The organism is Marinobacter sp. JSM 1782161 (assembly GCF_011421605.1).
GTDB lineage: Bacteria > Pseudomonadota > Gammaproteobacteria > Pseudomonadales > Oleiphilaceae > Marinobacter_A > Marinobacter_A bohaiensis.
Window position 1 is genome coordinate 296378 of record NZ_WSSA01000004.1, and the last position, 26563, is coordinate 322940.

Annotated in this window: 23 protein-coding genes; 10 read left to right on the forward strand and 13 right to left on the reverse strand. The window is 62.8% G+C overall.

Translation table 11 applies throughout. The annotated features are described in order from the left end of the window. Positions 1-190: 190 nt before the first annotated feature. The 6 genes from GQB00_RS17820 to GQB00_RS17845 form a co-directional block, all read right to left on the reverse strand. The gene (locus GQB00_RS17820; RefSeq protein ID WP_111497144.1) at positions 191-1633 is read right to left on the reverse strand and encodes an aspartate kinase; all 1443 of its coding nucleotides are present in this window, start codon (positions 1631-1633) and stop codon (positions 191-193) included. A 116-nt stretch (positions 1634-1749) separates the two neighbouring features. Beyond that, positions 1750-3018, reverse strand: coding sequence for a diaminobutyrate--2-oxoglutarate transaminase (gene ectB / locus GQB00_RS17825; RefSeq protein ID WP_165857296.1), 1269 nt, complete (start codon positions 3016-3018; stop codon positions 1750-1752). Positions 3019-3146: 128 nt separating this feature from the next. After that, positions 3147-3668, reverse strand: coding sequence for a diaminobutyrate acetyltransferase (ectA, locus tag GQB00_RS17830; protein ID WP_111497142.1), 522 nt, complete (start codon positions 3666-3668; stop codon positions 3147-3149). Between the two features lie 245 nt (positions 3669-3913). Then, positions 3914-4870: a hypothetical protein gene (locus GQB00_RS17835; RefSeq protein WP_165857297.1), complete on the reverse strand. Its 957-nt coding sequence runs from the start codon at positions 4868-4870 to the stop codon at positions 3914-3916. A gap of 3 nt (positions 4871-4873) precedes the next feature. After that, entirely contained in the window at positions 4874-6277 is a 1404-nt protein-coding gene (locus GQB00_RS17840) for a sodium:solute symporter family transporter (protein WP_165857298.1), read from the reverse strand. A gap of 62 nt (positions 6278-6339) precedes the next feature. Next, positions 6340-7302, reverse strand: a complete 963-nt coding sequence (locus tag GQB00_RS17845) for a radical SAM protein (protein ID WP_165857299.1) — start codon at positions 7300-7302, stop codon at positions 6340-6342. A gap of 591 nt (positions 7303-7893) precedes the next feature. Here GQB00_RS17845 and GQB00_RS17850 point away from each other — a divergent pair. The 4 genes from GQB00_RS17850 (at position 7894) to GQB00_RS17865 (ending at position 12233) form a co-directional block, all read left to right on the forward strand. Beyond that, a complete protein-coding gene (locus tag GQB00_RS17850; protein ID WP_111497138.1) occupies positions 7894-8919 on the forward strand; it encodes an amino acid ABC transporter substrate-binding protein in 1026 nt (341 codons plus the stop codon). Between the two features lie 235 nt (positions 8920-9154). Beyond that, entirely contained in the window at positions 9155-10342 is a 1188-nt protein-coding gene (locus GQB00_RS17855) for an amino acid ABC transporter permease (protein WP_111497137.1), read from the forward strand. Continuing rightward, entirely contained in the window at positions 10342-11427 is a 1086-nt protein-coding gene (locus GQB00_RS17860; RefSeq protein WP_111497136.1) for an amino acid ABC transporter permease, read from the forward strand. Before GQB00_RS17855 ends, GQB00_RS17860 begins: the two co-directional genes overlap by 1 nt. Positions 11428-11522: 95 nt before the next feature. Next, entirely contained in the window at positions 11523-12233 is a 711-nt protein-coding gene (locus tag GQB00_RS17865) for an amino acid ABC transporter ATP-binding protein (protein WP_111497272.1), read from the forward strand. 110 nt (positions 12234-12343) lie between these two features. Here the strand turns inward: GQB00_RS17865 and GQB00_RS17870 are convergent, their stop codons facing one another. Next, positions 12344-12967 carry a YbhB/YbcL family Raf kinase inhibitor-like protein gene (locus GQB00_RS17870; RefSeq protein WP_111497134.1) on the reverse strand — a complete coding sequence of 208 codons (624 nt, stop codon included), beginning with the start codon at positions 12965-12967 and terminating at the stop codon, positions 12344-12346. Between the two features lie 311 nt (positions 12968-13278). On the opposite strand from GQB00_RS17870, the gene GQB00_RS17875 reads away from it, so the two are divergent. Further along, positions 13279-14586 (forward strand): NAD(P)/FAD-dependent oxidoreductase, encoded by a 1308-nt coding sequence (locus GQB00_RS17875; RefSeq protein WP_165857300.1) that lies wholly within the window; start codon positions 13279-13281, stop codon positions 14584-14586. Between the two features lie 94 nt (positions 14587-14680). After that, positions 14681-15622, forward strand: a complete 942-nt coding sequence (locus tag GQB00_RS17880; protein ID WP_111497132.1) for a sterol desaturase family protein — start codon at positions 14681-14683, stop codon at positions 15620-15622. Here GQB00_RS17880 and GQB00_RS17885 read toward each other — a convergent pair. After that, a complete protein-coding gene (locus tag GQB00_RS17885) occupies positions 15609-16538 on the reverse strand; it encodes an XdhC family protein (protein ID WP_165857301.1) in 930 nt (309 codons plus the stop codon). The genes GQB00_RS17880 and GQB00_RS17885 overlap by 14 nt on opposite strands. Positions 16539-16598: 60 nt before the next feature. Then, positions 16599-17861 carry an amidohydrolase/deacetylase family metallohydrolase gene (locus tag GQB00_RS17890; RefSeq protein WP_165857302.1) on the reverse strand — a complete coding sequence of 421 codons (1263 nt, stop codon included), beginning with the start codon at positions 17859-17861 and terminating at the stop codon, positions 16599-16601. Between the two features lie 289 nt (positions 17862-18150). Between GQB00_RS17890 and GQB00_RS17895 the strand changes: the two genes are divergently transcribed. The 4 genes from GQB00_RS17895 (at position 18151) to GQB00_RS17910 (ending at position 23032) form a co-directional block, all read left to right on the forward strand. Continuing rightward, the gene (locus tag GQB00_RS17895) at positions 18151-20496 is read left to right on the forward strand and encodes a xanthine dehydrogenase family protein molybdopterin-binding subunit (protein ID WP_323127302.1); all 2346 of its coding nucleotides are present in this window, start codon (positions 18151-18153) and stop codon (positions 20494-20496) included. Then, positions 20493-21308 carry an FAD binding domain-containing protein gene (locus GQB00_RS17900; RefSeq protein WP_165857304.1) on the forward strand — a complete coding sequence of 272 codons (816 nt, stop codon included), beginning with the start codon at positions 20493-20495 and terminating at the stop codon, positions 21306-21308. The genes GQB00_RS17895 and GQB00_RS17900 overlap by 4 nt, the downstream gene beginning before the upstream one ends. Beyond that, positions 21298-22434 (forward strand): xanthine dehydrogenase family Fe-S subunit, encoded by a 1137-nt coding sequence (locus GQB00_RS17905; RefSeq protein WP_165857305.1) that lies wholly within the window; start codon positions 21298-21300, stop codon positions 22432-22434. The genes GQB00_RS17900 and GQB00_RS17905 overlap by 11 nt, the downstream gene beginning before the upstream one ends. A 97-nt stretch (positions 22435-22531) precedes the next feature. Next, positions 22532-23032 (forward strand): MarR family winged helix-turn-helix transcriptional regulator, encoded by a 501-nt coding sequence (locus GQB00_RS17910; protein WP_111497126.1) that lies wholly within the window; start codon positions 22532-22534, stop codon positions 23030-23032. A gap of 39 nt (positions 23033-23071) precedes the next feature. Here the strand turns inward: GQB00_RS17910 and GQB00_RS17915 are convergent, their stop codons facing one another. Genes GQB00_RS17915 through GQB00_RS17930 form a run of 4 tightly spaced genes read right to left on the reverse strand, consistent with a single transcriptional unit; the run spans position 23072 to position 26504 of the window. After that, the gene (locus GQB00_RS17915; RefSeq protein ID WP_111497125.1) at positions 23072-23791 is read right to left on the reverse strand and encodes an ABC transporter ATP-binding protein; all 720 of its coding nucleotides are present in this window, start codon (positions 23789-23791) and stop codon (positions 23072-23074) included. Next, positions 23778-24587 (reverse strand): ABC transporter ATP-binding protein, encoded by an 810-nt coding sequence (locus tag GQB00_RS17920; RefSeq protein ID WP_111497124.1) that lies wholly within the window; start codon positions 24585-24587, stop codon positions 23778-23780. Before GQB00_RS17920 ends, GQB00_RS17915 begins: the two co-directional genes overlap by 14 nt. Further along, positions 24584-25630, reverse strand: a complete 1047-nt coding sequence (locus GQB00_RS17925; RefSeq protein ID WP_111497123.1) for a branched-chain amino acid ABC transporter permease — start codon at positions 25628-25630, stop codon at positions 24584-24586. Before GQB00_RS17925 ends, GQB00_RS17920 begins: the two co-directional genes overlap by 4 nt. Position 25631: 1 nt before the next feature. Next, positions 25632-26504: a branched-chain amino acid ABC transporter permease gene (locus GQB00_RS17930; RefSeq protein WP_111497122.1), complete on the reverse strand. Its 873-nt coding sequence runs from the start codon at positions 26502-26504 to the stop codon at positions 25632-25634. Positions 26505-26563: the final 59 nt, after the last annotated feature.

The following is a 26563-nucleotide window of genomic DNA, read 5'->3' on the forward strand; positions in this document are numbered from 1 at the left end:
GGGAGGGGTGAGTGTGGACGGTCGTGAAGGTCGCGGGATGACGCGGAAAGGTGATCGGGTACCGCCCGGCATTCGCAGTCCGGGCGGCCCGATCGGGAGGCAAGACGTCCTCCATTACCGGCACCAGGGCGACCGAACCCGGCGCCGGCAATTCGTGCGGCCCCGGCCGGTGGCCGGGGCATTGCCGCGATTACGCCGCGACGATGGCGTACTCGTGGTTGTGCGGCTCGATCAGGGTGGCGTGCAGCTTGGCGATGGCCTTCTCGTAATGCTCTTCATCGATGATGAACTGCATGTCCACCTGACGCATGCACTGGTGCAGCGCGATGATGCTGATTTCCTCTTCCGCCAGGGCGGTGACGGTCTTGGCGAGGATGCCCGGCACCTGCATGTCGCTGCCGATGGCGGAGACCAGCGCCAGCTTGCGGGTGGCGATTTCCGCGTTGGGAAACTCCTCCTGCAGGGCGCGCACCACGCGCTTGACGTGCTTGAGCGTGCTGTCCACGTAGTGGGTGATGGTGTTGGCGTTGGTGTCCTTGGTCACGCAGCGCACCTTGTAGCGGCTCAGCACGTCGAGGATGCGACGGTCGGAGCCCGGATCGCCCTGCATGTCCTGGTCGAACACTTCGATCGCGAACACGCCCTTGCGGCCGGCGATGATTTCCACCTGCGGCTTCTCGCTGATGTAGTCACGGGTGATCAGCGTACCGGTGTGCTCCGGCTCGAAGGTGTTTTTCACACGCAGCGGGATGTCGTTCTGACGCAGGCCCTTGCCGGCACGCGGGTGGATGGCTTCCATACCCAGGTTGGCCAGTTGGTCGGCCACGTCATAGTTGGTGCGGCCCATGGGCACCACCTTGTCCTCGCCAACGATCTTGGGATCGGCGGAGCTGAGGTGGTATTCCTTGTGGATCACCGCTTCGCGCGCCTGGGTGATGACCGCAACCCGGCTGAAGGTCATCTCGCTATAGCCCCGGTCGAAGGTGCGCATCAGCCCTTCGGTGCACTGGGCGTAGCCGGTGCAGATGGGCAGCTCGCGGGTCAGGTCGACGTTGTCGAACGCCTGCTGCAGCTTTTCGTCCAGCGGCAGCAGCTCGTTGTCGCGCCAGCCGGTGAGGTCGACGAAACGGGCGTTGATGCCTTCGGCCTGGAGCTTCAGCGCGGTGTTGAAGGCGCTGTGGGCCTCACCGATGCCGGCCAGCATCTCGCGTACGGTCAGCAGGTGCTCTTCCAGCTGGAACTGGCCGTAGGAACACAGGCGCTGCAGGTCGATCAGGCAGCCGCGTACGCCTTCGATGCGGTCGACGATGAACTGGTCCGCCTGCTGCTTGAGCATGGGGTCGTCGAACAGCTCGCCGTTGAAGTCGGTGAGGAACTGGGTCAGTTTGGTGAGATCGTCACCCCAGGCCCAGTCGGACTCGGCGTCGGCAAACAGGGCGTAGACGCCGGGCTCGCCGGTTTTCTTGTGTTCCAGCAATTCGTCGGTGACGCCGCCGTAGGCGGAGACCACGAAAATGCGTTGGTAGAGTTCGTCGGCGCTGCGTTCGCCGACCACGATGTTGTCACGCACGGCCTGGTAGTCGCTCATGGACGTACCGCCGATTTTTTCTACTGTGTGCTGTTGGCTAGTCATGATTCTGATCTTCGGTCGCTTCTGAATGGGCGCCGGGAACGTTTGAGCGGGAGGGCCGCCCTCACCTGGAGGCGTCCCGGCCGGCTGGCGGCCCTCCCCATCCTGTCAAACGGCGATCAGGATGCCTGGCTCAGGTCGTCCTTCATGACCTCTTCCACGCTTTCCTTCAGCAGGTCCAGACCCTTCTGCAGGTCTTCCTCGCTGATGGTCAGCGGCATGAGGCACTTGACCACTTCATCGTCCGGACCGGCCGTTTCGATGATCAGGCCCTTGTCGAAGGCTTTCTCTGAAATCTTGCCTGCGATGTCACCGTCACGGCAAGCAATACCCTGCATCATACCGCGGCCCTTGAGCTTGAACTGGCCCTTGAACTCGTCGGCGATGGCTTTCAGGCCGGCGTTCAGGATGCCCGCTTTCTTCTTCACCTCGTCGGCGAAGGCGTTGTCTTTCCAGTAGGTCTCCAGCGCCGCCGTGGCGGTGGCGAAGGCCATGTTGTTACCGCGGAAGGTGCCGTTGTGCTCGCCGGAGGACCAGATGTCCAGTTCGCGCTTGAACAGTACCAGGGCCATCGGCAGGCCGTAGGCGCTCAGGGACTTGGACACGGTCACGATGTCCGGCTTGATGCCGGCGAATTCGAAGCTGAAGAACTCACCGGTGCGGCCGTTGCCCGCCTGGATGTCGTCGACGATCAGCAGGATGTCGTGCTTGCGGCACAGCTTTTCGAGCTTCTGCAGCCACTCGGCGCGGGCGGCGTTCAGGCCACCTTCGCCCTGTACCGCTTCGACAATCACCGCGGCCGGCAGTTCGATACCGGAAGAGCCGTCGTTGAGCATCTTGTCGATCATGGCAATGGTGTCGACTTCGTCGCCCAGGTAGCCGTCGTACGGCATGAAGTTAACGCCGCCCAGCGGTACGCCGGCGCCGCCGCGATGGTGCTTGTTACCGGTGGCCGCAACCGCGCCCAGGGAGACACCGTGGAAACCGTTGGTGAAGGAGATGATGGTGTCGCGTCCTTTCACCTTGCGCGCCAGCTTGAGCGCCGCTTCCACGCAGTTGGTACCGGTCGGGCCGGTGAACTGCATTTTGTAGTCCAGGCCACGCGGCTCAAGGATGTATTTCTTGTACGCATCGATGAAGTCATGCTTGGCGGTGGTGAACATGTCCAGACCCTGGCTGACGCCATCGTTCTCGATGTACTCGAGCAGCGCCTTCTTCAGGATGTCGTTGTTGTGACCGTAGTTGAGCGAGCCGGCGCCGGCCAGGAAGTCCAGGTACGGCTTGCCGTCTTCGGTGTACAGGTGCGCGTTCTTGGCCCGGTTGAAAATCACGGGGAATGAACGGGAATAAACGCGTACTTCGGATTCGGTCGTCTTGAAAATTTCCATTGTCTTGCCTCTTAGCATGTCAGGTTCGAGGTGAATGCAGCCGCGCTGTCACGGTTCGGTCGCATCAGCGCCTGGCTGCGGGAAAATTCGGCGGCGGCGTCTGGACACCGCTCGCCGGTCAGCCAGCCTTAACCGTTTACGGGCTTGGTGAAGGGGCCGATACGGAGCAGGAATTCTGAGTCGTGGTGGCCGCCGAAGTGGGCCTCCTTCTCAAAATGCTCGGTATAGGTGAGCTCAGCGCCGAGATCGCGGGCAAACGAGCGGAACAGCGCCCAGGATGCCTCGTTGTCGGCGGTGATCGTCGTTTCCAGGTGCGTGACGTTGGCGCAGGCGTCGCGGCCGACGATGGCCTTGAGCATGCGCTTGGCCAGACCCTGGCCGCGTCCCTTTTCGTGGACCGCGACCTGCCAGACGAAAACCGTCTCGGGTTGCTGAGGGGGGATGTAGCCGGAGATAAAGCCCACCAGGTCGCCGTCTTTCTCGGCAGCGACGCCGGTTTCGGCGAAGTGGCTGCACTGCAGCAGATTGCAGTAAATCGAATTGGGATCCAGCGGCGGACACTCCGCGACGAGCTGGTGGAGCCGGAAGCCATCATCCTTGCGCGGGGTGCGCAGGCTGATGGCGGTGATATTCGAACCTTCAGTGGTCATAACAGTGTTGGGCACTCAGTCATTTAGAGTTGAATTCATTTGAAAGGCGCCTGAAACCGGTTTGCCGTGATTCGAGGCCTTTCAATTCGCCGTAACCTTTTGAAAAAACAGTCTTAACCGGCGAGATCCACTAATCTTTAGAGTTGTAATTATATAGACCACGAAAGAAAAATCAAATTGCCACGGGTTGCCATGAACGACAGTTGCAACCTGAAAAGCCCCGGAATGTCCGGCCCGACAGAGGCTTACAGCCGGATTCCGGGAGCCTCGATGTCCGTTCCGTTGATGATGCGCGTGCGATATGACAAAGCCGCGTCAGACGCTGCCGGCCACCATTGATCGAACAGCGTCAGCCAGTGTTCGAGGGGAAACGATACGGGCACCAGGTTCACCTCGAGGTTGCCGTGTCGGGCGGTTGCAACGGACGCCATCGGCGCGCTCGCATCCGGCCTGGCAATGCGGGTGACCAGCCCCCGGTGATCGCCGCGCAGGTTACCCATGCCGGCCGAACCGTTGTTGACGACGGTCTGTGGATGGCCGGCGCCGCTCGTTCCCTGCCACAGGGCGGGCAGGCAGGTGTGGGTGCAGGCGATCAGGTCGGCGCCGGTGCGCTGGAACCAGTCCGCAACCCGGGGTTGGTGGCCGGGTTGTTGCAACGCTTCCCGCGCCAGACCCCAGCCGGCCAGGGATTCCGGGTCGCCGTGCAGCACCAGGATCCGGTTGCCGTCCAGCGTGTAGCAGCGCCAGCGTGGCGCGTCCCGCAGCCGTGCCTGGATCCCGGGAAACGCCGTGGCCGTCGATTGCAGGCGCGCCATGATGCGGTTGGAGCGCTGCACCACGGCGTCGTCCACGGCATCGGGGTAGGCGCAGCCACAGCCGGCGTCCGCGCTGGGTTGGGCCAGTTCGTATTCCACGTTGCCCTGGCTGATGTCGTGGCGGCACACCCGCTCGTTCAGGGTCTGGAAGGTCTCGGGGTCGGTGTTGAACCAGTTGAAGTCGCCGTTGAACACCAGCCGCACCCGGCGCCCCAACCGCCGTTCCTCGTGCGCCATGGCCTCGATGGCGGCCAGCGCCAGCGGGTTACCGTAGAGCCCGCCGATCACGTAGAGCACGTCGGCCTCCGCCGGCTGGGTTTGCCGGCACAGGTCGGCGGGATCATAACGGTAGTGCAGCGGGCAGCTGCGTCCCGGCTGACCGGACATCGCTCAGGCCTCCGAGGACAGCGGACGGCGCCCGAACAGGCGCTGGCCGACCAGCGGCAGGAAGAATCCCGCCGTGCAGATCAGGACGCCCCAGGCGTTCACGCCCAGCAGGGCGGCGTACTTGCCCTCGCCAATGGCCCAGCTGTCGGGAATCAGACCCAGCGCCAGCAGAACGCCCAGCGCGATGCCGCTCCAGAAGCTCAGGTGGAAGCTCCAGGGCGACCAGCGGGTGAAGCCGTAAAACAGGAAGACCGGCGCCAGTCCCATCACCATGGTGCCGGAAATGGTGGTGGCCTTGAGGATGTCGGTGCCGGCGAACATGGGCAGGTTGCCGAGGATGGCGAACACCACCATCACCACCGCACCCACGCGCATGCTGGGCATCCGGTCAGCGGTGCGCCGCACCAGCTGGGGCAGGTCCACGGCGATGGACTTGGACAGGGAGGTGAAAGTGGAATCCAGCGTCGAACCGGCGGAGGTCATCATCACCACGCTCATGAAGAACAGCGCGGTCAGGCCCATGGCCGCGCCCACAGCGGCTGGCGCGTTACCGTTGGCGCTGATGCCGTTGAGCTGGGCGTGCACACCCACCAGGCTGAAGATGAAGACCGCGACGAAGCCCAGCAGGCCGGCCACCACGAAGCTCTTCAGCATGGTTTTTTCCTTGTTCACGAAGCCGCGATCGGTGAGCACCGGGTCGTGGAACGGGTAGGAGAAGATCTGCAGGGCCGCCACCAGCAGCAGGTCGGCGCCGGCATCCAGGCGGAATTCGCCGGTGGTCAGTAGGGTGCCGGTGTCGTTGGCCGGGAGGATCAGGAACAGCACGGCCGCAACGAAGAACACGAACACCACCGCCTGGATCACATCGGTAAAAATCGAGCTGCGCAGCCCGCCCTTCAGGCTGTACGCCAGGGTAAAGGCCGTGAACAGCATGGCCGCGCCGTAGTACTGCCAGTCACCGGGCAGGCCGAAGTAGCCGCCCACCACGGCGGTGTTGCTCCACACCTCGTTGTACAGGCGGATCAGGATCGCGGCGGCGAAGCTCACCGCGGCAAGCCGGCCAAAGCGGGACGTCAGGAACTCCTGCAGGCTGCGGGCACCGGTCTGGGTGCGGATCAGGTAGATGATGTAACCGGCCACGGGGATCGACAGCCAGTAGGTAGCGTACGCCAGACCGCCCACCACGCCGTAGGCTTCGCCCAGGTTGGCAGCGTTGGTGACGGATTTGGCGAAGATCCAGCTGATGAAGATGCTGGCGGTCAGTGACCACTGGCTCACCGGGTTGCCGCTGTCGTCCGCCCCCCGGTAGAACGACGCGGCGTTGCGGCTGCGGGGCGACAGGGCGTACATGATGACGCCGTAGACCAGGAGAAAGCCCCAGAAGAGACCGGCTTCAGCAAATGACATGGGCGATGTCCTTTTCGGTGTTCTGTTGTTGTGACGGCCGCGGGGCCGGGACGTCCGTAGGCCTATTCCGGTGCGCTGCAGCTGGCGCCGAAGCGGTAGCAGGCGAAGCAGCGGTGGTGGCGCAGCATGATGCGCGTGTCCAGGCTCTCTTTCAGCGTGCCGCCCAGGTCGTAATCGGGGTCGTCATCCACCAGCGTGCAGGCATAGACCCGCACGCGATCGTCTTTTTTCACCAGCATGCGGGTGTTGCTGCACATGAAGTGGGCCTGACTCTCCCGCGTTGGGTACTTTTCCATGCAGGTTTCGGTGATCTCCGGGCTGCCGTCCTCCGAGCCGGGGGTGCCGAAATCCGGGAAAGCGGTGAACGCCAGGTCCTCGGGAATGCCGTGCTCGCGGAAAATAGACCGGAAGGCGGCCTCCACCTGTTCCGGGTCCTCGTCGGCCTCGCTCTGGCGGGCGATGGAGACCGCGAAACCGTGCTTATGCAGCCAGCGGATGCCCTCCAGCGCCTTGGCGAAACTGCCCTCGCCCCGGTCCACGTCATGGCGCGCGGCGTCCGGGAAATCCAGGCTCACCCGGAAGCGGACGGGATGCGGGTTGTCCTTCAGGGGCAGCAGCTGGTGGGTGCGTTTGAGCAGCGGGTCGGTGGCGTTGGTCAGCACGAAGCAGGGCCGGTGGTGGCTGGCGTAGTCGAGGATGTGGATGAAGTCGCGGATCACGAACGGCTCGCCGCCGGTAAAGGAGAACTGCTCCACGCCCAGCTCCAGCGCTTCGTGCAGAAACGGTTTGACGTCGTCCAGCTTCATGCCGGGAATGCGCCCGTCACCGGGATGCGAGCCTTCCAGGCAGAAGGAGCAGGCCAGGTTGCAGGCGGTGCCGGTGTGGATCCAGAGCTCCCGCAGCCCGTCGGCGTCGATGTAGCCGCGTGGCTCGCCAGCCCGGGTGTGGGTCCAGCTGTCGATGTGCCTTGGTGCGACCAGCTCGGTGGCCGGGATGCGCTGTGCCGTGTTGGCGGAAAAAGGCATGAGTACTCCAGTGCATTCAGCAGTCTGTTTGGCGAAGCGTATGTCACCCCACCCCTTGAATATGGACGAAACCTCGCGGGGAGGTGTCACAGCTTTATAACGATTCCGTTTCGAATCCGGAAAACGAGCGATAGACATCTCGGCCGTGACGCCGTTCCATCGAACCGCCGGTTCGTCAGACGGGCTCCGCCATTCTATACGTGGACCGGGCGGCGGGTGATCAATGGTGTGTGGTTGGTCCGGGTCAGGGCGCTCGGTCCAAAGTGGCGCAGGGATTGCCGGGGCGCCAAAAGGAAGCACTCGGACAAGCACCTGTATCGGCGGAAAAAACACAGTTTTACAATCTTGTGCTCCCCAACTCGGTGCATTTTCGAATTTTCTCCTATCCTGTAAGCAGACCGCTCGCGCGCCGGTGGGAAATTGCCGTGCACTAGTGTAGGGCGAAATGGAGTGGCCCGAACGGTCCTAAACCGTGGTTATGCGCAATAGCGTTCATTAACGACAACAAAATCAAGCACCTGCAAATTCTGGCTTAGGCCTTGCTGTTGCGGGTTTGCTATGCACACAACCGATATTCGGAGACGACTGATAATGAAAAAACTGATCACACTCGCTGCAGGAACGGCTACGCTGCTGGGCTCGCTGATGGCCACCAACGCCATGGCGGCCACGACCCTGGAGAGCGTCAAGGAAAAAGGTCACCTCCAATGTGGTGTCACCACTGGCCTGCCGGGCTTCTCCCAGCCGGACGACAAGGGCAACTGGACCGGCATTGACGTGGACACCTGCCGTGCGGTTGCAGCCGCCATCTTCGGCGACCCCAAGGCTGTGGAGTTCACCCCGCTGACCGCCAAGGAGCGTTTCACCGCGCTGCAGTCCGGTGAAATCGACATGCTGTCCCGGAACACCACCTGGACCCTGACCCGCGACGCGTCCCTGGGTCTGAATTTCACCGGCACCAACTATTATGACGGCCAGGGCTTCCTGGTCAGCAAGGATCTGGGTGTGAGCGACGCCATGGAACTGAACGGCGCCACCATCTGTATTCAGGCGGGTACCACCACCGAGCTGAATCTGGCGGACTACTTCCGCGCCAACGACATGGAGTTCAACCCGCTGGTATTCGACACCTCCGAGCAGACGGTGCAGGGTTTCGCCTCCGGCCGCTGTGACGTGCTGACCTCCGACCGCTCCCAGCTGGCGGCGCTGCGCTCCAAGCTGGCGGACCCGTCCAGTGCGGTGATCCTGCCCAACACCATTTCCAAGGAGCCGCTGGGCCCGGTGGTGCGCCAGGGTGACGACCAGTGGTTCAACATCGTGAAGTGGGTGCTGTTCGCGCAGATCAACGCCGAAGAGCTGGGTGTGACCTCCGAGAACGTCGAGGATATGAAGAAATCCGACAACCCGAACATCCAGCGCCTGCTGGGCACCGACGGCGACATGGGCGACAAGCTCGGCCTGCCGGCGGACTTCGGCTACGACGTCATCAAGGGTGTGGGTAACTACGGTGAAATGTACAACCGTAACGTCGGCCCGGGCACGCCGCTGGATCTGGACCGCGGCCTGAACGCCCTGTGGACCGAAGGCGGCATCATGTACGCGCCGCCGATGCGCTAAGTCCCGAGAACCACCGGACACCGGCGGGTGATCCTCGCCGGTGTTTGTCATAGACACCGTTTAGGGGGTGTTGCAAAAGCGTCGCGGGCGAAGGTCAGGCAAGGCGAAAATTAAGGATAGAGCGCCATTTATTGGTAATAAATGAGCATCTTGACGCAATTTTCAACGCGGCCTGACCGAGTGCAGTAGCTTTTGCAGCACCCTCGCTACCCCAAGGGTGCTGTCCGGGATTTGCATGAACGAACAAACACTTCCCCTGAAACCGTCCCGCTCCAAGCCGTGGAACGATCCACGGGTGCGAGCCCTGTTTTTCCAACTGATCGCCATAGCCGCCGTGTTCTGGGGTGGCTGGGCGCTGATCGACAACACGCTGGCCAATATGGAAAGCCGCGGTATCAGTACCGGCTTCGGCTTCCTCGACCAGTCCGCCGGCTTCGGCATCATCATGAGCCTGATCCCCTACGATGCGACCTATTCCTACGGTCGTACCTTCTGGGTGGGGCTGCTCAACACATTGCTGGTCTCCGGCATGGGCATCGTGGCCGCCACGATCCTGGGCTTCCTGATCGGCGTGGCGCGACTGTCGAGCAACTGGCTGATCGCCAAGCTGGCGCTGGCGTATGTCGAGATCCTGCGCAACATTCCGTTGCTGTTGCAGATTTTCTTCTGGTACTTCGCGGTCCTGCGCAACCTGCCATCGCCCCGGCAGAGCGTGGACATCGGCGGCCTGTTCTTCCTCAACAATCGCGGCTTCTACATGCCCGAGCCCCTCGCCCAGCCGGGCTTCGGCGTGGTGACGGCGGCCATTGTGGTGGCCATCGTGGCGGTGGTGATCATCAAGCGCTGGGCCAAGAAACGCCAGTTGGCCACTGGCCAGGTGTTCCCCACGGTGAAGGTGGGCCTCGCGGTGCTGATCGGGGTGCCGGTATTGGCCTACCTGGCCGCTGGCGGCCCGTTGCAGTGGGAGATCCCCGAGCTCAAGGGCTTCAACTTCGGTGGCGGGATCACGCTGATCCCCGAGCTGGCGGCCCTGTGGGTGGCCCTGTCCCTCTACACGGCCTCGTTCATCGCCGAGATCGTGCGCTCCGGGATCATGGCGGTCAGCAAGGGCCAGACCGAAGCCGCCCAGGCCCTGGGCCTTCGTTCCGGCCTGACCCTGCGTCTGGTGGTGATTCCCCAGGCCATGCGCGTGATCATCCCGCCGCTGACCAGTCAGTACCTGAACCTGGTGAAGAATTCGTCGCTGGCGACGGCCATCGGCTATCCCGATCTGGTCGCCGTGTTCATGGGCACGACCCTCAACCAGACCGGTCAGGCGGTGGAAGTGGTCGCCATGACCATGGGCGTCTACCTCACCATCAGTCTGCTGATTTCCCTGTTCATGAACATCTACAACCGCGCCGTCGCGCTTAAGGAGAGATGATGAGCGAAGCAGCAATCGCGCCTCCCAAGCGCCCGTTCGCGCCGGTGCAGTGGGTGCGCCAGAACCTCTTCAACACCTGGTACAACACCGTGTTGACGCTGGTGGTCGGCTATCTGGTGGTCACCAGCGCCGGCCCGTTGCTCAACTGGGTGCTGTTCGGCGCCACGTTCACCGGCGAGTCGCCCAGCGACTGCGTCGGCGACGGGGCCTGCTGGCTGTTCATCAACCAGCGGCTGAACTTTTTCATCTACGGGTTCTACCCGGACGAGCTGCAGTGGCGCGTGGACATCATGTTCGCCCTGCTGGCGATGGTGTTCATCCCGCAGTTCATCGAGCGCTTTCCGGCGCGGCGTTGGCTCGGGTTGTTCGGGCTGATCGGTTTGCCGATCGCCGGTTACATCCTGATCCCCGGCGGCCTGTTCGGGCTGGAGGCAGTACCCACCAACAAGTGGGGCGGGCTGATGCTGACCCTGATCCTGGCCTACGTGGGGATCCTGGCGTCGCTGCCAATCGGCATCCTGCTGGCCCTGGGCCGACGCTCGGAGATGCCGATCATCCGCGGACTCTGCGTGGTGTTCATCGAAGTCTGGCGGGCGGTGCCGCTGATCACCGTGCTGTTCATGGCCTCGGTGATGCTGCCGCTGTTCCTGCCCGAAGGCATGAACTTCGAGAAGCTGCTGCGGGCGCTGATCGGCATCACCCTGTGGCAGTCGGCCTACATGGCGGAAGTGGTGCGGGGCGGCCTGCAGGCCATTCCCCGCGGCCAGTACGAGGCGGCCAGTGCCCTGGGCCTGGGCTACTGGAAGAAAATGGGGCTGATCGTGCTGCCCCAGGCGCTCAAGCTGGTGATTCCCGGCATCGTCAACACCTTCATCGCGCTGTTCAAGGACACCACCCTGGTGCTGATCATCGGCCTGTTCGACGTGCTGGGCACGGTGCAGTCGACGATCACCGACCCGGCCTGGCAGAACGTGGCCATCGAAGGCTATGTCTTCGTCGCCTTCTGTTTCTGGATCTTCTGCTTCGGCATGTCCCGTTACAGCCAGAACCTTGAACGCAAGCTTGATACCGGTCACAGGACCTGATGGATATGAACATGAGTGAACAGATCGAAACCGCGCCGGACCAGTCGGTGGTGGGTTCCGCCAAGAGCGAACAGACCATTATCCGCGTGGAAGGCATGCACAAGTGGTACGGCAGCTTCCACGTGCTCAAGGACCTCAACCTGGAAGTGGCCCAGGGCGAACGCATCGTCATCTGCGGCCCGTCGGGGTCGGGCAAGTCCACCTTTATCCGCTGCATCAACCGGCTGGAGGAACACCAGCAGGGCAAAATCGTGGTGGACGGCGTGGAGCTGACCGACGACATCCGCCAGATCGACAACGTGCGCCGGGAAGTGGGCATGGTGTTCCAGCACTTCAACCTGTTCCCGCACATGACCGTGCTGGAGAACTGCTGCGTGGCGCCCATCTGGGTGCGCAAGACGCCGCGCAAGGAGGCCGAGGAAACGGCCATGGAATACCTGCGCCGCGTCAAGATCCCGGACCAGGCCCACAAGTACCCGGGGCAGCTCTCCGGCGGTCAGCAGCAGCGGGTGGCCATCGCCCGGGCGCTGTGTATGAAGCCCAAGATCATGCTGTTCGACGAACCCACGTCGGCGCTGGACCCGGAGATGATCAAGGAGGTGCTCGACACCATGATCGAACTGGCCAGCAGCGGCATGACCATGCTCTGCGTCACCCACGAGATGGGCTTTGCCAAGACCGTGGCGGACCGGGTGATCTTCATGGACGGCGGCGAGATCGTCGAATCCGCGCCGCCGCAGTCGTTCTTCAACAACCCGCAGGAAGCGCGGACCCAGCAGTTCCTGAAGCAGATCCTGCATCACTGATCAGGGGGCGCCTGAATTCGGCAAGGTGCCGGGCAAAAATTAAGGGGCACGCTTTTCGGCGTGCCCCTTTTGTCGTCCGCGTTTTGTGGTCTGCGTTGCCGTTTTCCGGATCAGCGCAGATCCGGGTTCAGGGTGTAGGTGCCGGTCACCCGGGCACTGGCCAGCACGTGGCCTTTCATGGCTTCGCGCACGGCGTCGCCCTCGAACTCGCCGTCCAGGCCCAGCGACTCGACGTCCAGCGCGTGGACTTCGTAGTGGTAGCGGTGCACGATCTCGTCGTTCCACGGCGGGCAGGGGCCGTCGTAACCGGCGTAGGTGCCGGCCATGTCCGGGTTGCCGGCCAGGAAGTGGGTGTAGGTGTTCACACCGCGGACGCCGATGGGGCCGGGGCCGCCTTTCTTGCCCTTGGGGATCACGCCGTCGCTGTCGGCGCCTTCCGGGATCAGGGAGGTGTCGGCCGGCACATCCACCAGCAGCCAGTGGAAGAAGTCGACGCGGGGGATGTCACTGGAAACGGTCCGGCCTTCCTGATTGACGTCATCGGCGACGCTGGGCACGTCCGGATCAAACATCATGATGACGAAGCTCTTGGTACCTTCCGGTGCGTCGGACCACGCCATTTCGGGGTTGCGGTTGGGGCCGAAGCTCATATGATCGGCCTCGCTGTAGACACCGAATGCAAAGGTCTCGGGAACCGGCTGACCCTCGCTGATACCTTTCACTTGAAGTTTCACGGTTAGCTCCTTCTGGGGGATGTTGGCAACGGTGGCGCCCGTGTCCAGCGACAGCCATCGTGCCCTCTCGGGTGTCTTCTACGTTGTAACAGGCTGTTTTTCCCTGTGTCCAGTCCCGCTGGCGGCGGCATGAATGCCGATGCAGATCAGCAACGGGCCTTGGTGCATGCGTCGCAGTGCCGTATCATCACACCCGGAAGTCGCATTGAGCCGTACGCCCTCCCACCGCTACGATGACGACCCGCCTGGGAGTGAAGACAGCCAAGGGCTTTGCGGAGCTTTTGGCTGTCTTTTCTTATCGGGAAATCAGCATGGAAAAACTGCACCACATCGTGGTGGTCGGCGGTGGCGCCGGCGGCCTCGAACTTGCCACCCGTCTTGGCGACAAACTCGGCAAGCGCCAGAAAGCCCGCATTACCCTGGTGGACGCCGGGCTGACCCACGTCTGGAAACCGCTGCTGCACGAGGTTGCGTCCGGCTCCCTCGACGCCAGTACCAACGAGATCAACTATCGGGCCCACGCCCGCAAGCACCATTACGAATTCCAACTCGGGGAAATGGGCGGCCTGGATCGCGACAAGCGGCAGATTGTCATCAACCCGTTCCACGATGAGGACGGCGAGGAAGTCGTCCCCGAACGCCACATCCCCTACGACACCCTGGTGATCGCCGTGGGCAGCACCGCCAACGATTTCGGCACCCCTGGCGCCCAGGAGAACTGCATGTTCCTGGACAGCCTGCATCAGGCGCGGCGCTTCCATAACCTGATGCTCAACGCCTTCCTGCGCAAGAACCACGAGGGTGAGCTGGGCCGGGATCATGCCTTGCCGATCACCATCATCGGCGCCGGCGCCACCGGCGTGGAGCTGGCCGCCGAGCTGCGTCTGGCGTCGAGGGAGCTGCCGGTCTACGGCATGAACCATCTGCGTCCGGAGGACGTCAGCATCTCACTGGTGGAAGCGGCCGATCGTATCCTGCCGGCCCTGCCGCCGCGCCTGTCGGTGGCGGCCACCAAGGAGCTCGAACGCCAGAAGGTGGATGTGCTCACCGGCCAGCCGGTCAGCGAAGTACGTGCCCAGAGCATCGTCATGAAGGACGGCACCGAACTGCCTTCGGACATGACCATCTGGGCGGCGGGGATCAAGGCGCCGGCGTTCCTGGCGGAGCTGGGCCTGGAAACCACCCGTGGCAACCAGCTGGTTACCGAGCAGACCCTGCAGACGACGCAGGACGCGAACATCTTCGCCCTGGGCGACTGCGCCGCCTGCCCGCAGCCCAACTCCGAGCGGTCAGTGCCGCCCCGCGCCCAGGCTGCGCACCAGATGGCCGATACCCTGTTCAAGACCCTGGTGAATCGCCTCAAGGGCGACGAGGCGGTGCCGTTCGTCTACAACGATCATGGTTCGCTGATCAACTTCAGCCGCTACACCACCGTCGGCAACCTGATGGGCAACCTGTCCGGACGCAGCATGTACATTGAGGGCAAGGTGGCGCGCCTGTTCTACGTGTCCCTCTACCGCATGCACCAGATGGCCCTGCACGGCCCGCTGCGCACCGGCGTGATCTGGCTGATGGACAAGATCAGCCGTGCCATGCATCCGCGCCTTAAGCTGCATTGACGTGATCGGCCAGTGAAAACGTCGGGATCGGTCACCGGTCCCGACGCCCTCCGGTGACATACTGGGTCCAGTACAATGATAAGCTGGAGCGCGTATGTCCCCGACCCCCCTGACCGACCTGCTGGGCTTCGACCCGCACCTGGTGACCCTGGCCCTGGCGCCGGCCTTCTTCCTGGCCATGGCGGGCGAGTGGCGGCATCTGCGTCAGCATCGAACGGAGTACCCCAGCGCGGGCTACACCTGGGCGGATACGCTCAGCAACATGACCTTGGCCGGTCTCTACCAGGCCAGCGACGTGATCGCCGCCCTGGCCACCATCGTCGTGTACAACGCCCTGTTCGACGTGCGCCTGTTCGAGATTCCGTTTACCGCCTGGTCGGTGGCGCTGCTGTTCCTGGTGCAGGATTTCGTCTACTACTGGTTCCATCGCGCCCACCACCGCGTCCGCTGGTTCTGGTGTTCCCACGTGGTGCATCACTCGTCGGAAAAACTGAACCTCTCCACCGCCTTCCGCCAGAGCGTGACCTACCCCATCACCGGCATGTGGCTGTTCTGGCTGCCCATCGTCTTCATCGGCTTTCCGCCGGAGACGGTGATCTTCGCCGTAGCCATCAGCCTCGCCTACCAGTTCTTTATCCACACCCAGACCGTGGGCAAACTGGGCCCGCTGGAATGGATCCTGAACACCCCCTCCCACCACCGCGCCCATCACGGCCGCAACCCGAAGTACATCGACCGCAATTACGGCGGCATCCTGATTATCTGGGACCGCCTGTTCGGCACCTTCGTGGAAGAGGACGACGCGGACCGACCGGACTACGGCATCCCGCGCCAGATCCACAGCCACAACCCGGTGACGCTCAACTTCCACGAATGGCGGGACATGTTCCGGGATCTGGTGGCGCCGGGGCTGACGCTGAAGGAACGCGGGCGGGTGCTGTTTGGGCCGCCGGAGTATGCCGGAGACCGCTTGCTGCGGAGAGAGACGGAACAGCCGCCTGAAACCCGGCCAACGGCACGGCCTACCAGCACGTAGTGGTTTGGGTGTTAAGCACGAAATCTGGCCCGATTTCCAGCAGTGGACGTTCCGTTGCCCGGAAGCTCTGCGTTATTTCAGCAAGAATAGACAGGGCGATTTCATTTGGCGTTTGTGCCCCGATATCCAGGCCAACGGGGCCATGCAGACGCCGCCCGGCGTTGATCCATCCCAAATCATGAAGGGCTGACAGCCGCTGGGCATGGGTACTGCGACTTCCCAGCGCGCCCAGATAAAAACAGGGACTGTTGAGAAGGGTATTGAGGATGGGCAGCTCCCATTCATGGTCATGAAAAAGGGTGACGGCGGCAGTCCAGGCATCGAGCATCGGCGCGCAGAAGAGATTGGCCGTGGGCAAGCGGGTCGTTTGGGCCCCTGCTTCACCGGCGCTCAGCAGCGTGGCCTGATCCGGTGAGATCATGTCGACGGCGTAGCCACTGGCGATAGCAATACAGCTCAGGGCTATGGCAATGTTGCCTTTGCCGATCACCACAAGACGCAATGGGGGATAGAGCCAGCGTCGGAAAGAGCGTGACGCGAGTGGTTTGTCTGAAAGGCATGCTGTGCAGTGCTGGATTCCCTTGTCCCGATCGGTTTCCAGCGCAGCGGGATGACGTGCTTCGTGAGCCTTGACTAGCTCAGCCAATACGTCAGCGTCGATCTGTGTGTCGATATGCAGGTCGATGCCCGCGCCACAGGGCAGGCGAATGTCGATGTAGGAAGATCCTTCACCCAGGCGCAGGATCCGGTTTTCTCCGGCAGTCAGAGCGGCCTGCGCCTCATGGATGATCAGTTGCTCCGCGCAACCGGTGCCGGTGAGACTGCCTACACATTCTCCCGCCGCCGATACTGCCATCTGGCTGCCCAGCGGGCGGGGCGATGAACCCTGGCGATTGATCAGGGTTACCAGGGCCACGCCACCATCCCGCCGGTGGAACGCCAGGGCAGCCTGCAGAACCGACGCATCGTCCATGGCTCAGCTTGCGAGGTCCATCGGCTCGACGACCACGGGGCTATCGACGTCAAAGCGGATGCCTTCGCGCAGCGAGAACACCGGGCGAATCGCCTCCGTTGCCGCCACGGTCACGCCGCTGTTGTCCGACAGTGTGAAACGTCCGGTTTCCCGCTCCAACACCGCAACATCCGCAACCTTGCCGACGGTGAGGCTGCCGACTTCGTCGTCGATCCCCAGCATTCCGGCGGCATTGCTGGTGGCTGTGGCGATCACGTCCGTCAGCGGCATGCCCAGGGCCAGCAGCTCCGTCATGGCATGGGTCAGGCAGAACCGGGTCTTGCCGAAGAACGGGTTGGACTCCCGGTTGGTCGCCTTTACCTGACCGGCGTCGGTGTTATACCCGTGCATGTCGGCGCCCAGCGTATTGGGCAGAATGCCGGCTTCGATCACCTTCTGCGCCATCTCGAAACTGAAATGGGAGCCATGGCCGACGTCGACCCGCAAGCCACGGTCAAGCCCCTCGCGGATGATGGGATGCAGTTCGCCGGTCTTGCAGGAGATGAACCCTCCCGGATGACGGGTAAAGGGATGGGCAAGGATATCGCCTTCCTGCATGATCGGAACCAGTTCTTCGATCACCGTATCGGGGTCGTCGATCCCCTTGCCCGCCTCCGGCCAAAGCTGGCCCAGGTGGATATAGAGCGGCACGCCAATACCCCGGGCGATGTCCCGGGCCTGCTTGATCACCTCCATGCCCCAGCGGGACTTGCCGCCGACCTCCGCATGCGCCTTGATGCCCTTGACCAGGTCGCGATTGGCGAGACCGATCTCGATGGTGCGCTTAACGTCGACGTCCTCGGGACTATAGAGTTGCGGGTAGTGGTGCCCTTCAAGGCCGCCCACCAGATAGGCGGACAGGAAGCACAGCACGCGACTGGCGGAAGGCTCTGCCACATAGTGGCGGAATGCAGGCAGGGTCATCAGGCTGGGACCGCCCTGATCGACCAGCGTGGAAACGCCGGCACGGACGCCACAGCTGTCGGGATTGAGCCCGAAACGACCGGTGACGTGCTCGAAGATATGGGCATGGGTATCGATCAGGCCAGGGGTGACCAGCTTACCGTCAGCGTCGATGACCTCGTTGGCCAGCTCCGGTGCCAGGCCGGTCTCAAGCGCTGCAATCCGCCCGTCCTTGATGGCGACGTCCAGAGTGCGGTCGAGGCGTTGCGCAGGATCGACGACGCGACCCCCTTTCAACAGCAGATCGTAGGGTCTGCCTTGCATAAGCATTCTCCTCTTTCTCCGACGGCAGGCATGGATCGTGCCTTGTACCGTCCCAGGTGCCGATAGGCTCAAAAAAATATGCAGTACACTGATTAATGTTATACAGTGATTTCATAAAAATACACAGTGTACTGATTAATTTGCTGGATTGATTTTTACTATTTACAGCAAGTTGCCGTTTTAGAAGACGAAATTTTTTGATTGCGGAAGCCATTTTCCGGAGGGATGGAAGGTGCAAGACGAGCAAGCTGACAGAATCCCGGTAACCCGCGGTGTCGGGGCCAGGAAGGTGCGAAAGGAAGACGACCGCTATATGAGAGGGCGGGGCGAGTATGTGGGCGACATGGCCATGCCCGGCATGCTTGAACTGGCATTCCTGCGTAGCCCGGTGGCACACGGAAAACTGAAGTCGTTGTCCAAGCCACCCGGCGCCGACGATCGGGTCTTCGCGGCGGGCGACCTGGCGGGTGTTAAGGGTATTCTCGCGGACTCTGCCCTGCCCGGCTTCAAGTCATCGGAGCAACCGATCCTTGCCGGAGACAAGGTGCGTTATGTCGGTGAGCTGATCGCAGCCTGCGTCGCCCCGAACCGGGCCGCAGCCGAAGATCTGGCGGATGCCATCGATCTCGATATCGAAACCCTGTCCGCGGTATCCGACATGCTCGACGCCCTCAAGCCGGAGGCGCCGCTGGTGCATAACCACTGGGGCGACAATGTATTCCAGCACACGCTGGTGGAGGGTGATATCGAGTCGGTCCGGCGGGAGGCTGCCATCAAGATCGAGCGCGAGTACCGTACGGCACGTCAATGCATGTCGCCGATGGAGGGGCGCGGCGTGGTGGCGTTTTGGGACAGTCGTCTGGAGCAGCTGCAGGTCTACACCTCGACCCAGATGCCTCATATCGTCCGCACTGGCCTGTGCGATTGCCTGGGATTGAGTCACGAGCAGATTCGCGTGGTGGCCCCGGATGTCGGCGGCGGTTTCGGCTACAAAGGTATTCTGTTGCCGGAGGAAGTCTGCGCCGCCTGGCTGGCAATGCATCTGCGCCGTCCGATCCGCTGGCTTGAGGATCGCCGCGAACAGCTGACGGCCAACGCCAATTGCCGCGAGCACCATTATCACGTCACGGCCTACGGTGACGAACAGGGACGCCTGTTGGCCCTGGACACGACAGCCGTGGTGGACGCCGGTGCGTATTCCGCCTACCCGTTTTCTGCCTGTCTGGAAGGTGCCCAGGTCGCCAGCATCCTGCCTGGGCCCTACGATTTCAAGGCTTACCGTTGCAGTACCACATCCACGGCGACCAACAAACCGCCGATCCTGCCATACCGCGGTGTGGCCCGAACCGGGGTCTGTTTTGCCATGGAACTGACCATGGATGCGCTGGCAAGGGCGGCGGGACGTGAGCCTTCAGATGTGCGTATGGAATGCCTGATCCGGCCGGAATCCATGCCGTTCGACAATATTACCGGTAAGCATTTCGACAGTGGCGACTACCCCGAATGCCTGCGTCGTGCGGTGGCGGCCGTCGACCTCAAGGCGGTGCGCGAGCGCCAGAAGACGCCCGAGGAAGACGGTCGGCTGATCGGTGTCGGCATGGCCATCTTCTGCGAACAATCCGCCCACGGTACGTCGGTCTATGCCGGATGGGGCATTCCCATGGTGCCCGGCCATGAGCAGGCTGTCGTGCGCCTGACCCCTGATGGCGCCCTTGAGGTGCGGGTGGGTATCCATTCCCACGGCCAGGGCCTGGAAACCACATTGGCCCAGGTGGCCGAGGAAATCCTCGGCATCGACACGGACCGTGTCCGGGTCATTCACGGTGACACGGCTTTGACACCGTATTCCACCGGCACCTGGGGGTCCCGTTGCATGGTTATGGCGGGCGGTGCGGTGGCCAGGGCCTGCCGAACGCTGGCGGAGCGGGTGGCCAATATCGGAGCCCGCCTGCTGGATGTGCCGGTCGACTCAGTCACGGTCGCTGACGGCGTGGTATCGACCACCCAGGGTCACGGGACCGTCAGCCTGCATGATGTGGCGCGTACCTGGTATCTCAAACCGCAGCACCTGCCCGACAACGTCGATTCGGGTGGACTGGAAGTCACCCTGGGTTACAAGACCGGCCGGGACAGCGGCACCTTCAGCTACGCATGCCATGCGGTCGTGGTCGCCGTGGATCCGGAGCTTGGCAGCACCGAGATTCTTGATTATGTGGTGGTCGAGGATGGCGGGGTGCTGGTCAACCCGATGATCGTGGATGGCCAGGTCTACGGCGGCATCGCCCAGGGCATCGGCACCGCCCTGTATGAGGAAATGCCGTTTGATCGGAATGGCCAGCCTCTCGCCTCGACGCTGGCGGATTACCTGTTGCCGGGGGCGACCGAAGTACCGGCTGTGGCGATCGATCATATGGAGACCCCGTCGCCCTATACCGAGTTCGGTCAGAAAGGCATTGGTGAAAGCGGTGCGATTGGCCCACCCGCAGCCATCGTCAACGCGGTCAACGACGCCCTTCGTCCGCTGGGTGCGGAAGTCTGTGAGGTGCCGGTGACACCGCAGCGTCTGCTGCGGGCGATTGCCCGGGCCTCTGTTACGCCCCAGGAAGAGGCCAGCCCCGTGGAGGCCGCATCATGAAACCCCAGGCGTTTGACTATCACCGGGCAGATGACCTTGCCGATGCCTGCCAGAAGATGACTGCCGGGGAGGTGCGACCCATCGCGGGTGGTCAGTCCCTCGGTCCCATGCTCAATCTACGCCTGGCGCGGCCGGACGCCTTGCTGGACGTTGCCATCCTGCGGGAATTGCGTGGCTGCCAACGAATAACCGGAGGCGTCCTGATCGGCGCGGCAGTGACCCACGCCGAGATTGAAGACGGACTCGTGCCGGATAACACCGGCGGTATCCTGCCGCGGATTGCGCGGGGCATTGCCTATCGAGCCGTGCGCAGTCGCGGCACCATTGGTGGCAGCCTCGCCCATGCCGACCCGGCTGCGGACTGGATCACCACGCTGACGGCCCTGGGCGCACAGGTCATCCTCCAGCGACCCTCATCGCGGGGAAGTGCCCGGCGGCGCATGTACCTCGATGATTTCGTGACCGGCGCCATGCAGACGGCGTTATCACCCGACGAGTTGCTGATCGCGGTGTTTGTTCCGGATGTGGCCGCCGATACCCGCTTTGGTTACTTCAAGCTGTGCCGCAAGACCGGCGAGTTGGCCCACGCCATGGCGGCGGTGTTTCGTGCCGCGACCGGGGATGGGCAACGCGTCGTTTTCGGTGCACTGCCGGGAGCGCCCTTGCTGCTGGCGGGCGGCGATGCGCTCGATCAGGCGTCGTGGCGCGGCGCCTTGGCCGAACGGTACCCCGATATGGAGGAGGCGGATATCACGGTTCGCCTGCATGTGATGAACAAGGCGCTGAAGCGGAGTCAGACCCATGAACAGTAAAGTCGTGACCATCAACGACCGGGCGGTGCCCCTGGATGTCGAGCCGCGGCGTAACCTCGCCGATTTCGTGCGGGAGGATCTGTTGTTGACCGGCACCCACGTTGGCTGTGAGCAGGGCATCTGTGGGGCCTGTACGGTGGTCAGGGATGGGCGTCCGGTACGCTCTTGCCTGGCGTGGGCCGTAGGTTGCGAGGGCAGCAACATCCGCACGATCGAGGCCTACGACGACGATTCGGTGATGATTCGTCTGCGTGAGGCTTTTTCGGCCGAGCATGCGTTGCAATGCGGTTTTTGCACCCCGGGCATGTTGATTACCGCCCAGGATATCGTCCGCCGGTTTGCCGGACAGACGATCGACGACGAGCGAATCCGCTATGAATTGAGCGGCAATCTATGTCGGTGTACCGGCTACGTCGGTATCGTACGGGCGATCCAGCGCGTGCTTGCCGGTTATCAGGACGAGAAACCCGAAGTCGCCCCGGTGGCGGCGCTGGAAACGCTGGACCTCGGTGATCTCGATGCCATACCGGTCGAGGAAGGCGCGTCTGCCGCTGGCCGGGCCGCAACCCGTAGTCAGGTGGACGGTAATGGGCGTCGCATCGAGTCGACGTTCGAGTTGCCGCATCCGCCGGCATCCGTCTGGACCGTCCTGCGTGACGAGCTGCCCTCCGTCGTCGCCTGTTTGCCCGGCGCGGAGCTGACCCGTCTGGACGACGACGGTACGTTGGCCGGTTTCTTCAACGTCAAGCTGGGCCCCGTGGCTGCACGTATTGCGGGTGAAGGGACCGCGACGTTCGACGATGACACCTGGCAAGGCCGGGTGGACGGCCAGGGTTCGGACAGCCGTTCCAACTCCAGGGCCAAGGGCAGTCTGTCGTTTCAGCTGGAGGCAGCGGGTGAGGCCCAATGCCAGATGACGGTCGCCATCAGTTTCGAGATGAGTGGGGCCCTGGCCCAGTTCAGTCGGGGCGGCCTGGTGGAAGAAATCGTTAGTGTGCTGATTGAACAGTTCCAGGCTAACTTTGACCGTCACATGGCCGGTGAGGCGCCTCTGGAGACCCGCTCCCTGGGCCTTTTCCAGCTGGCCTGGATGGCCTTAAGGCGATGGCTGAGACGCCTGCTATAACGTCGATATCCACTTACTAATTGGCACTGGCGGGCCGGTATAGGTAACAATGACCGCCCGTTAGATCCGGCCCGACAAGGAAATAGAGGTCCCGCCCATGCCAAAGACAGCCAAGGCCAGTGCATCGCAGATGGCGCCGGAGGATCGCCTCGGTATTCTCGCGGAGCGTCCCGGCTTCCTGATCCGCCGCCTTCACCAGATTCACGTGGCGTTGTTCCACGATGAGTGCGAAGCCTATGGGCTAACGCCCGTCCAGTACAGTGTGCTGACGGCTTTGCAGGGGGACGAACTGGATCAGAAACGGCTGGGTCAGCGGGTCGGTATCGATCGTGCCACGACCACGGAAGTGTTGCGCAGGCTCGACAAGGCCGGCTGGATCGAGCGGCGCAAATGTACGGAAGACGCCCGCCGTCAACTGGCCCGCCTGACGCCTGCCGGAGAGTCGCTGCTCGCCGAGGTTGGGGATAGCGCCCGCCGCGCCCACGAACGCACGATCGAGCCGTTGACCAAAGCGGAGCGCGAACGTTTTATCCGCTATATGAGCAAGATCGTCAGCGCCAATAACGATCATGGACGGGCGTCACTGAAGTTGCCTTGAGGGCAAGGTAATAAGGGCCCGCGTGGCGGGCCGTTCGTGTCAGGCGCTGGCCGCTTCCCCTCCGAGGTAGATCCGCCGGATATCCGGGTTGGCCAGCATCTCTTCAGCGGTCCCACTGAGCATGACTTCGCCGGTACTGAGCAGGTACGACCGGTCACACAGCTCCAGGGCGGCGTAGGCATTCTGCTCGACCATCAGGACCGTGGTCCCGCCCTCGCAGATTTCCGAAACCAGTTTGAAGACCTGCTCGACGAAGTTCGGCGCCAGACCCAGGGACGGCTCGTCGAACATCACCAGGCGGGGCCGCGACATCAAGGCCCGGGCGATAGCCAGCATTTGCTGTTCGCCGCCGGAGAGCGTCCCCGCGGACTGGCGGATGCGTTCGGCCAGGCGCGGGAACATGCCCAGCATGCGGTCGATGTCGGTTTTGATGCCCTGGCGGTCGAAGCGCCGGAAGGCGCCCATCTCCAGGTTTTCCCGAACCGTCAGTTGGGGAAAGACCCGCCGGCCTTCCGGGCAATGGGCGATGCCCAGGCGGATAATGTCCTGCGGGGCGGCGTTCTGGATCGGTTCCCCCTCGAACAGGATGCGGCCGCTGCGCACGGGCTCAAGGCCACTGATCGCCCGGAGCGTGGTGGACTTGCCGGCGCCATTGGCGCCGATCAGGGTCACGAACTCCCCTTCATTCACGTCCATGGATACGTTGTCCACCGCCACGGTGGCGCCGTAGCAGACCGTTACGTTTTCAAGCTTGAGCATGTTTCACCCCCGAGCCCAGATAGGCTTCGATGACATCCGGGTTGGTCTGGATCGCCTGCGGATCCCCTTCGGCAATGACCCTGCCCTGATTGAGTACGACGATATGGTCCGAAATCGACATCACCATGTGCATGTCGTGCTCCACCAGAAGCACCGTCACGCCGGAATCGCCGATACGTCGGATCATGGCCTTGAAGGCATCGGTTTCGGACGGATTCAGTCCCGCCGCCGGCTCGTCCAGCAGCAGGATCTTTGGACTGGCGGCGAGGGCGATGCCAACCCCGAGGATGCGCTGCTCGCCGTAGGACAGTGACCCTGCCCGTTCATCGGCGCGATGGCGCAGGTCGAGGAAATCCAGCATGCCCTCCACCTTGGTGCGCAGTTCGGCTTCTTCCTTGCGGAAGGCCGTTAGCCTGAGCAGCGATTGCAGCAGTGAGGTCCGGCCCTGCAGGTGGTAGGCGGTCAGCAGGTTGTCGAACACCGTTTGATCGTCAAACACGCTGGTTCGCTGGAAGCTGCGCACCAGTCCGCGGGAGGCAATGCTATGGGGCGAGTGGCCGGTGATATCGGCATCGAACAGATGCACGCTGCCGGCCGTGGGCGGCATGTACCCGGAAATGACATTGAAAGCGGTGGTCTTGCCGGCGCCGTTGGGGCCGATCAGGCTGACGATCTGGCCCGCCGGAATGCTGAACGTGACGTTGTCCAGTGCCACCAGACCGGCGATCTTCATGGTAATACCGTCCAGTGACAGCACGGTGCGGCCCGGCTGGACGGCTTCGGTCGTGCTGTTCATGAGTTCGCTCCCTGGACCAGTGATGATTTGGACTTGCGTGGCTGTTCCGCGCCCGGTTTGCGCAGCCAGGCGATGAAGTCATAAAAGGCAGGCACCAGGCCTCTCGGCAGGAAGAGCAGGATCGCGATCATCGTGACGCCATAGATCACCCACTGGACTTCCGGCCCGACGACACCCCGCAGCAGTTCGGGCATCAGGCCAAAGATCAGGCCGCCGATCACCGGGCCGCCCAGGGTGCCTTTACCGCCGGCAATCACCATGATCACCATGGTGACCGTGTAGATGAACAGGAAGACGTCGGGATCGATGATACGGACCGTGTGCGAGTAGAGGCCACCAGCGGCACCGGCAATTGCCGCGGAGATAATGGTGGCCAGGGCCAGGAAATAGGTCACGGGAATGCCGACCGAGGTGGCCAGGGTCTCGTTCTCACGTAGGGCAATCATGGCGCGACCCTGGCGGGAATTGACCAGCATCGCGACCAGCAGGTAAGCCAGGATACCGATGGCCAGTACCAGCCAGTAGATGGCCGCCTTGGAGGTGAGCGATATGACGCCTTCCCCAGGCACCCAGAGTGTCAGTGCCGGAATCGAGATCAGGCCCATGGGACCTTCGGTCAGGTCGGTCCAGTTCAGCGAAATCATCCGCATGACCTGGGCGAAACTGATGGTGATGACCACGAAATAGGCACCGCGAACCTTGAACGCCAGCTTGCCCACCAGCCAGCCGAAAAAGCCGGTGACGACAATTGCCGTGAGGAAGGCGATCCAGACAGGTTTGGCGTCCACCTGCCAGGTCAGGCCGAAGCCCAGGTCGACGCTGAAACCGAGCGACATCAATGCGCTGGTGTAGGCGCCGATACCGAAGAAGGCCGCGTGGCCCAGCGATAGCTGCCCGGTGTAACCCAGCAGCAGGTTGAGGCTGATGGCCGCGATGATCATGATCCCCGCCGAGCCCATGACCGACAGCACGTAAGGGTCGGGCCAGACCACGGGCAGCAGACCGAGCACAACCACAAAGACGAAAAACAGGGTCCAGTTCATATCAGCCCACCCTTTCCTTGACCGAGAACAGCCCCTGGGGGCGGAACAGCATGACGATAATGATGACCAGGAAGCCGAACGCGTCACGGTAGGCGCTGGAAATGTAGCTGGCCCCGAACTCCTCGATAAACGCCAGCAGGAAGCCGCCCAGCGCTGCACCGCCGAGATTGCCCAGTCCACCGAGGATGACGATGGCAAACGCCTTCAGGCTCGCCAGGTCGCCCATCATCGGGGTGGCGACGAACATGGGCGCCAGCAGCGCGCCGGCTACGGCGGCCATGGCGGAGCCAAGGGCAAAGGTCAGGGTGTAGATCCGCTTGACGTTCACGCCGACGATGCGCGCCGCATCCTGGTCCTGGAATGTCGCACGGATGGCCAGGCCGAAGCGGGTTCGTTCGATGCCCAGGTAGAAAATAAACAGGAGGACTGCAGCCACCCCGAAGACGAAAAGGCGTGTGGGCGCAATCGAGATCGAACCGAACGAAATCGGATCCTGTGAGAAGGGCGTGGGAATGATCTTGGCGACGCCTCCCCAGGCCAGCAGTTCCAGGTTCTGCATGACAATCATGATGCCGATCATGATGAGCATCACTTCATCGATGTTCTTGAGGTCCTTGCGTCTCAGGAAAACGAACTCGATGAGTGCGCCTACCAGCATCCCGACGGCGGCGGCGACCAGGATGGAGGAAAAGAAGTCCAGTTTAAGGAGGGCCACCATGCCGTACGCGACATAGGCCCCCAGGGTGTACAGCTCACCATGGGCGAAATTCACCACGCGCATGATGCCGAAGATAATCGTCAGGCCAATGCCCAGCAGCGCATAGGTCGAGCCCAGCACCATGGCATTGACGATATGTTGAAAGATTTCGTCCACTTGCCCGCTCCCGGAGATGGTTCTGGCGGTCACACACGGGCCCGCTGAACGGACCCGCG